The sequence below is a fragment of the Sphingobacterium kyonggiense genome (assembly GCF_039536825.1).
GTDB lineage: Bacteria > Bacteroidota > Bacteroidia > Sphingobacteriales > Sphingobacteriaceae > Sphingobacterium > Sphingobacterium kyonggiense.
The window spans coordinates 288,902-296,021 of record NZ_BAAAZI010000010.1 but is presented as its reverse complement, the minus strand read 5'-3'; the positions used below and the strand labels follow the sequence as shown (position 1 = coordinate 296,021).

The 7,120-nt window shown below is 40.8% G+C and carries 3 protein-coding genes; all 3 read right to left on the bottom strand.

The features are described from left to right. Nucleotides 1–259: 259 nt before the first annotated feature. Complete coding sequence (locus ABD676_RS13040; protein ID WP_344675150.1) at nt 260–850, bottom strand: non-canonical purine NTP diphosphatase; 591 nt, start codon at nt 848–850, stop codon at nt 260–262. 106 nt (nt 851–956) lie between these two features. Next, nucleotides 957–2,426, bottom strand: a complete 1,470-nt coding sequence (locus ABD676_RS13035) for a glutamate synthase subunit beta (RefSeq protein ID WP_344675149.1) — start codon at nt 2,424–2,426, stop codon at nt 957–959. A 15-nt stretch (nt 2,427–2,441) separates the two neighbouring features. Further along, a complete protein-coding gene (gltB, locus tag ABD676_RS13030; RefSeq protein ID WP_344675148.1) occupies nt 2,442–6,941 on the bottom strand; it encodes a glutamate synthase large subunit in 4,500 nt (1,499 codons plus the stop codon). Nucleotides 6,942–7,120 lie beyond the last annotated feature (179 nt).

Sequence of the window (7,120 nt, the reverse complement as noted above, 5' to 3'; positions counted from 1 at the left end):
GGGATAGTAGGTCGGTGCCTAATTTTATACGGAGGCCCGTCATCGATGAGATGACGGGCCTTTCTGTTTTTGGGGTAATCCAGAACAAATGGCTTACTATCTGAATGGATTGAATGGAATTGTTCAGGCGGTCGATGCATGCAACGACCATACCGTCATCGGAGGAATTGTACCGGAACTGTATTGGATATCGGTTACTTCCTATAGGGTTCGGCGTGTTGTTATCCCGCCAATAGGTCTAACTACTCTGTACTATATACTAAATACTATAAGAGCTGCCCTCAGGGCATAAAAATTCCACTAACTTACTAACTGCAATAGATCTATGGCTTATAGTATTCTTTTCTTCTGGGGTCATTTCAGCGAATGTTTTATCAAATCCAGTAGGAATGAAGATTGGATCATATCCAAAACCTTTTGTTCCTATTCGTTCATTGATGATGGTTCCTTCAACTGTACCTTCAAAAAAGTGTTGGTGATCATTTAGGAAAAGTGAGATTACAGTTTTAAATTGTGCCTTTCTGTTTGTATTATCCTTTAGTTTTTCTAATACTAAATCAATATTTTGTTCCATATCTCTTGAACCAGAATAGCGAGCAGAGTAAACTCCAGGTTCGCCATTTAAAGCTTCGATTTCTAAACCTGAGTCATCAGCAAAACAGTTTACTTGAAAATGCTTGATTAAGTAATCTGTCTTTTGTTTGGCATTTTCTTCAAATGTATCTCCTGTTTCGGGGATATCATCGGTACAACCGATATCGTTTAAGGATTTTAGGGTAAATTTATTGCCCACCATGGCTTGTACTTCTTCTAATTTATGGGCGTTGTTTGTCGCAAATATGAGTTCCATAGGATGTTATTTTCTCAAAAATAAGCATATCTATGGATGAAAATAGATATAAATAAAAAAGGCGCCTATCTTTATGATAGGGCACCCAATATAAACTAAAAATTTATTAAATGGCTTGACTGTAAACGGCATCTTTGCTTTCCAGATTAGAAGTGCCCATTAAATATTCATCGACTTTTCTAGCACATTCTCTTCCTTCTGATATGGCCCAAACGACTAGCGATTGTCCCCTGCGCATATCACCTGCTACAAAAACCTTATTGACATTGGTTTTGTAGAAACTTTCGTTAGCTATGACATTTCCTCGGCCATCCACTTCAACTCCCAACTGTTGTAAAAGTCCTTCAAATTGCGGATGTAGAAAGCCCATAGCAAGTGTTACTAATTCACAAGGAATTTCTCTTGCTGATTCAGGCACCTCTTGGAAGGATGTTGGGCGTCCTAATGCATCGAGCTCCCAACTTAAGTCCACTACTAAAGCGGCTCTTAAATTTCCATTTTCATCGCCTAGGAATTCTTTTGTGCTGATTCCCCAATGTCTATTACAGCCTTCCTCATGCGAGGTGGTTGTTTTTAGAAGCATGGGATAAGTAGGCCAAGGCATAGCTTCGGTACGTGCCATAGGAGGAGTAGGCATAAGCTCAAACTGCGTGACAGACTTCGCACCTTGTCTGTTGGATGTACCTACGCAATCTGAGCCAGTATCCCCACCTCCTATGACCAATACCTGTTTACCTTTGGCATGAATCACTTCCTCCTTCATGTTTGAGTCGCCAATTCGTTTATTCTGTTGTTTTAAAAAGTCCATAGCAAAGTGAACCCCATTGAGTTCTCTCCCAGGAATATTAAGATTTCTAGGGATGGTTGATCCACCACAAAGTACAACAGCATCAAAATTTTCTAATTCCTTTATAGGGATATTCTTCCCTACCTCTGCATTAGTCCGAAACTCAATACCTGATTCGTGCATCACAGCTATCCTACGGTCAATAACGCTCTTATCCAGCTTGAAATCTGGGATACCATAACGTAGTAAACCACCGATTTTATCATCTCGCTCAAATACAACGACATCATGACCAGCTTTATTTAATTGGGCTGCAGTAGCTAAACCCGAAGGTCCAGATCCGATAACAGCCACTCGTTTTCCTGTTTTTAGGTAACTCTTATTTGGTTTTACATAGCCTTTTTTATAGGCAATTTCAATGATGTGTTTTTCAATTTCTTCGATAGCAACCGGGCTTTTATTGATACCTAGCACACAAGCCGCTTCGCAAGGGGCAGGGCATATTCTACCAGTAAATTCAGGAAAGTTATTGGTGGAGCTTAATATCTGATAAGCTTCTTCCCATTTTCCATCATATACAGCATCATTGAATTCTGGAATCACATTGCCTAAGGGGCAACCCGAATGACAGAATGGTATTCCGCAGTTCATACAGCGGGCAGCTTGGCTATTTAATTGATCCGCGGTATAAGGTTTTACAAATTCCTGATAATGTTGTTTTCTGCTTTCCACAGCATCTTTCTGAGGAAGCGCACGTTCAAATTCTAAAAATCCTGTAGGTTTTCCCATGATCTATTCCTTCAATTATGCTGTGATTAATTTTTTCAATAATACATTCTTGTATTCCCTTGGGAATACCTTGATAAAACGTTGTTTTTCCGATGCCCAGTTGCTTAATATCTCCTGAGCTCGCTTACTCTTCGTCAATAAGATGTGACGCTTTAATAAGGCTTGAATTGCAGTTTCATCCTCTGGATCCAGCGGATCTAAATCTACCATCTCCTTATTGCAGTTATCTGTGAAAGTTCCATTGAGGTCATATACCCATGCAATACCACCACTCATTCCTGCAGCGAAGTTTCTTCCAGTTTCACCTAATATCAACGCTCTGCCTCCTGTCATGTATTCACAACCATGATCACCTATTCCTTCTACTACCGCTGTAGCTCCGGAGTTTCTAACGGCAAATCGCTCACCCGCCATTCCATTAATAAACAAATACCCTGAGGTAGCTCCGTATAGTGATACATTGCCAATAATCATATTCTCATGAGGTATTAACTTACTTTCCTTTGTAGGGTAAATGGCTAATTGAGCCCCTGAAAGTCCTTTACCTACATAGTCATTCGCTTCACCTTCCAGTTCGAAGGAAATTCCTTTGGTATTAAAAGCACCGAAGGATTGTCCGGCAGAACCTTGAAATTTAAAGTTGATACTGTTATCAGGCAAACCTTCAGAACCATAAAGTTTGGATATCTCGTTGGATAATAAAGTTCCAATGGTTCGATCGGTATTCTTGACTTGGAATGTTCCAAATACCGGTGTTTTAGTGTCCAAGGCTGGTTGTGCAGCCTTTAGTAAACCCCAATCCAGTATCATGCTCATGCCATGATCTTGATCTTCCGTATGATAAAGGCTTTCTCCTTTAGTATTGGCAGGTACATGCAGAATACCATTGAAATTTATCTTTTTAGCTTTCCAATGTTCAATGTTTTCATTCTTTTTAAGAAATTGTGCTTTTCCGACCATTTCATTAATACTCCGGAATCCTAAATCTGCCATGATTTCTCTCATTTCTTCGGCCAGGAATCGGAAGAGATTAACAATATCCTCTGGCTTACCAGAGAACAATTTTCTTAACTCCGGGTCTTGAGTTGCTACACCAACAGGACAGGTGTTAAGATGGCATTTGCGCATCATGATGCATCCACCAGCTACTAAAGCAGCGGTTGCTACACCCCATTCTTCTGCACCTAATAAGGTGGCAATGATTAGGTCACGACCAGTTTTCATTTGTCCATCAGCCTGTAAAACTACACGGGAGCGAAGTTTATTGTGTACTAGTGTTTGGTGAGCTTCCGCTAGTCCTAATTCCCATGGGAGCCCCGCATGTTTAATGGAACTGATTGGTGAAGCTCCAGTTCCACCATCATAGCCAGCAATCAGAATAACATCTGCATGAGCCTTCGCGACTCCTGCTGCAATCGTTCCAACACCAGCTTTAGAAACCAATTTAACATTAATACGAGCAGCCCGATTAGCATTCTTTAGATCAAAAATCAATTGTGCTAAATCTTCAATAGAATAAATATCGTGATGTGGAGGAGGTGAGATTAATCCCACACCGGCTGTAGAATGCCTTACTTTAGCTATCCAATCGTCTACTTTATCACCTGGTAACTGACCACCTTCGCCCGGTTTAGCTCCCTGAGCCATCTTGATTTGTATCTCATCTGCCTGAGTCAGGTAATTCGCAGTAACACCAAACCTTGCAGAAGCGACTTGTTTAATAGCCGAACGCATGGAATCACCATTTGGTAATTTTTGATAGCGGATTTCATCTTCACCTCCCTCTCCAGTATTGGATTTAGCACCAATACGATTCATTGCAATAGCCAAGGTGCTGTGTGCCTCATGAGAAATGGAACCAAATGACATCGCTCCAGTAGCAAATCGCTTCACAATTGCTTCTGCTGGTTCTACCTCTTCTAGGGGAACCGAAGTACGATGTTTTGCAAAATCCAATAAACCACGCAAAGTAAACATGCGTTCCTTCTGCGTATTGATTAGACTTGCATATTTTTTATAGGATGCATAGTCGTCATTTCGACAAGCCTGTTGTAGTAAATGCACTGTTTGGGGATTCCATAAGTGTCCTTCTCCACGGCGCTTCCATTGATAGAGACCACCTTCCGGCAATAGTTCTTGTGTAACTCGACTATGTTCAAATCCTCTTTTATGCTTAGCTAATGCCTCTCGGGCTAAATCATCCAGATTAAGACCTCCGATTCTTGAAACTGATCCACAGAAATATTTATTTACCACCTCGCTATCTATCCCTAATACTTCAAATATTTGGGCTCCATGATAAGATTGAAGAGTGGAGATTCCCATTTTTGAGAAGATCTTCAATAAGCCATTGCAGATAGCTTTCACATAATTCTTTTTCAATTGCTCCCAATTCAATTCCGTATCCAGATGTCCAGAAGATTTCATGGTACGGATACTTGCTAGGGCCATATATGGGTTTATAGCTGTTGCACCGAAAGCCAATAAGCAGGCAAAGTGATGAACTTCCCAAGCATCACCAGCTTCTACTACTAAGCCTACAGCTCCTCTATTACCGGTTTTTATGAGATGATGATGGACAGCGGATACCGCTAATAAGGATGGAATAGCACAGTGCTGCGAATCTATTGCTCGATCTGATAAGATAATTACTTCGAAACCATCCTTAACAGCATCATCAGCATAGCGGCATAGACGTTCTAAGCCTGCCTCCAATGAGCCTTCCTTTCCATCTGCGCGGAAGTAACTTTGAATAGTCTTCGCCTGGAACACCCCAGTATCAATTGAACGTAGTTTCTCCAATTCAGAAGATGTCAATATAGGATGCTCCAAGGTCACACAATGACAGAACTTTTGGTCTTCTATCAGGATATTCCCCGCATTCCCGATAAAAGTTGCCAGACTCATCACCAACCGCTCACGAATAGGATCGATTGGTGGATTGGTTACCTGTGCGAAGAATTGTTTGAAATAACTGGAAATATGCTGTGGCTGATCGGATAGGATGGCTAAAGGTACATCAGTACCCATGGAGCCAATAGGTTCATATCCTGTTAATGCCATTGGCGTTAATATCGTTTCAATATCCTCTCGGCTATAGCCGAAAGACTGTTGATATTTGAATACAGACTCTGGCGACAGATAGGTGAATGTCACTCTAGGCTCTGCCAATTCATCCATGCGGATTTTGTATTTATTGATCCAATCTCCATAAGGCTGTTGTCGGATCAATTCACCTTTAACCTCTTCATCGCTTAGGATTTTGCCAGCTTCCATATCGACTACGAAGATTTTGCCAGGTTGTTGTCTACCTTTTTTGATAATAGTCGCCTCATCGATTGGCAATGCACCAGCTTCAGAAGCTACAATAACGCGGTCATCATCCGTTACAGCATAGCGTAAAGGACGAAGACCATTACGGTCTAGGGTTGCCCCAATGATGTTGCCATCGGTAAAACAAAGTGCAGCAGGACCATCCCAAGGCTCCATTAGTGTGGCATGATATTCATAGAAAGCCTTTTTCAAAGGATCCATTTGTTCATTACCATCCCATGCTTCAGGTACTAGCATCAGCATCACATGAGCTAAGCTACGACCGCTATGTAACAGTAATTCCACTACATTGTCTAAACAAGCTGAATCCGATTGTCCTCTATCCACAACTGGTAATAGAATCTCCATTTCCTCAGCTGTAAAGTAAGGCGAAGAATACGCACGAACACCAGCATAAAACCAATTGAGATTACCTGTTAAAGTATTAATTTCTCCATTGTGAGCTAACATCCGGAAAGGCTGAGCCAATGACCAAGAAGGAAAGGTATTAGTCGAAAATCTAGAGTGCACTAACCCGAAAGCAGACACTACTCTTGAATCTTTTAAATCCGTAAAATAGCTTCCAACCTGGTAAGTTGTCAACTGACCTTTATAGATTATTGTTTTGCAAGATAGAGAGGCGATGTAAAGTGGGAGAGGGTATTCTTGTACTTTTTTTACTTTTTGGATGATTAGGCGTCGAAGAACATATAATTTCCGTTCGAAATCTGCCGTGCTTTTTACATCCTGAGGTCGTGCAACAAAGAACTGCACGATCTCTGGTTCGGCACTTAAAGCCGTTGGACCTATACCTTCTCGATTGACAGGGACGGTTCTAAAACCTAAAAATTCCATTTTCCTATCAGCAGCAGCTTCCTCTATTATATCCCGACAAATTGAATTCATCTCCTTGTCCTTTGGAAGGAACAGCATTCCAACACCATAATAGCCTGGTTCCTGAAGTTGAATGCCCAATTGTATACATTCTTCCCAAAGAAACTCATGCGGTAATTGAATCATGATTCCTGCACCATCACCAGATTCAGGATCACATCCACAAGCACCTCGGTGTTCCATGTTTTCCAACATGGTCAAGGCATCTTGTACTTGGGCATGATTCTTTTGCCCCTTGATGTGTGCTACGAAGCCTACACCGCAGGCGTCGTGTTCAAATTCGGGATGATATAGTCCTTCTTGCTGCATGGTATTTCGATAATTAGATTGCTTAAGTTGAGATTGCTAATATATGAATAAAAATCATATAAAATTATTAAAATGATAATATTTATTATGTTATATTGACTATAATGTAAATTATACGCTTGTTAGTAATTGATATTGTATTTGTTTCGTTATAAGGTTAGATAATTGGAATATCATTC

Excerpts from the sequence above, each read along its gene's own strand:
- ABD676_RS13035 (WP_344675149.1), bottom strand. The coding sequence starts at position 2,426 with ATGGGAAAACCTACAGGATTTTTAGAATTTGAACGTGCGCTTCCTCAG.
- ABD676_RS13040 (WP_344675150.1), bottom strand. The coding sequence starts at position 850 with ATGGAACTCATATTTGCGACAAACAACGCCCATAAATTAGAAGAAGTA.
- gltB (WP_344675148.1), bottom strand. The coding sequence starts at position 6,941 with ATGCAGCAAGAAGGACTATATCATCCCGAATTTGAACACGACGCCTGC.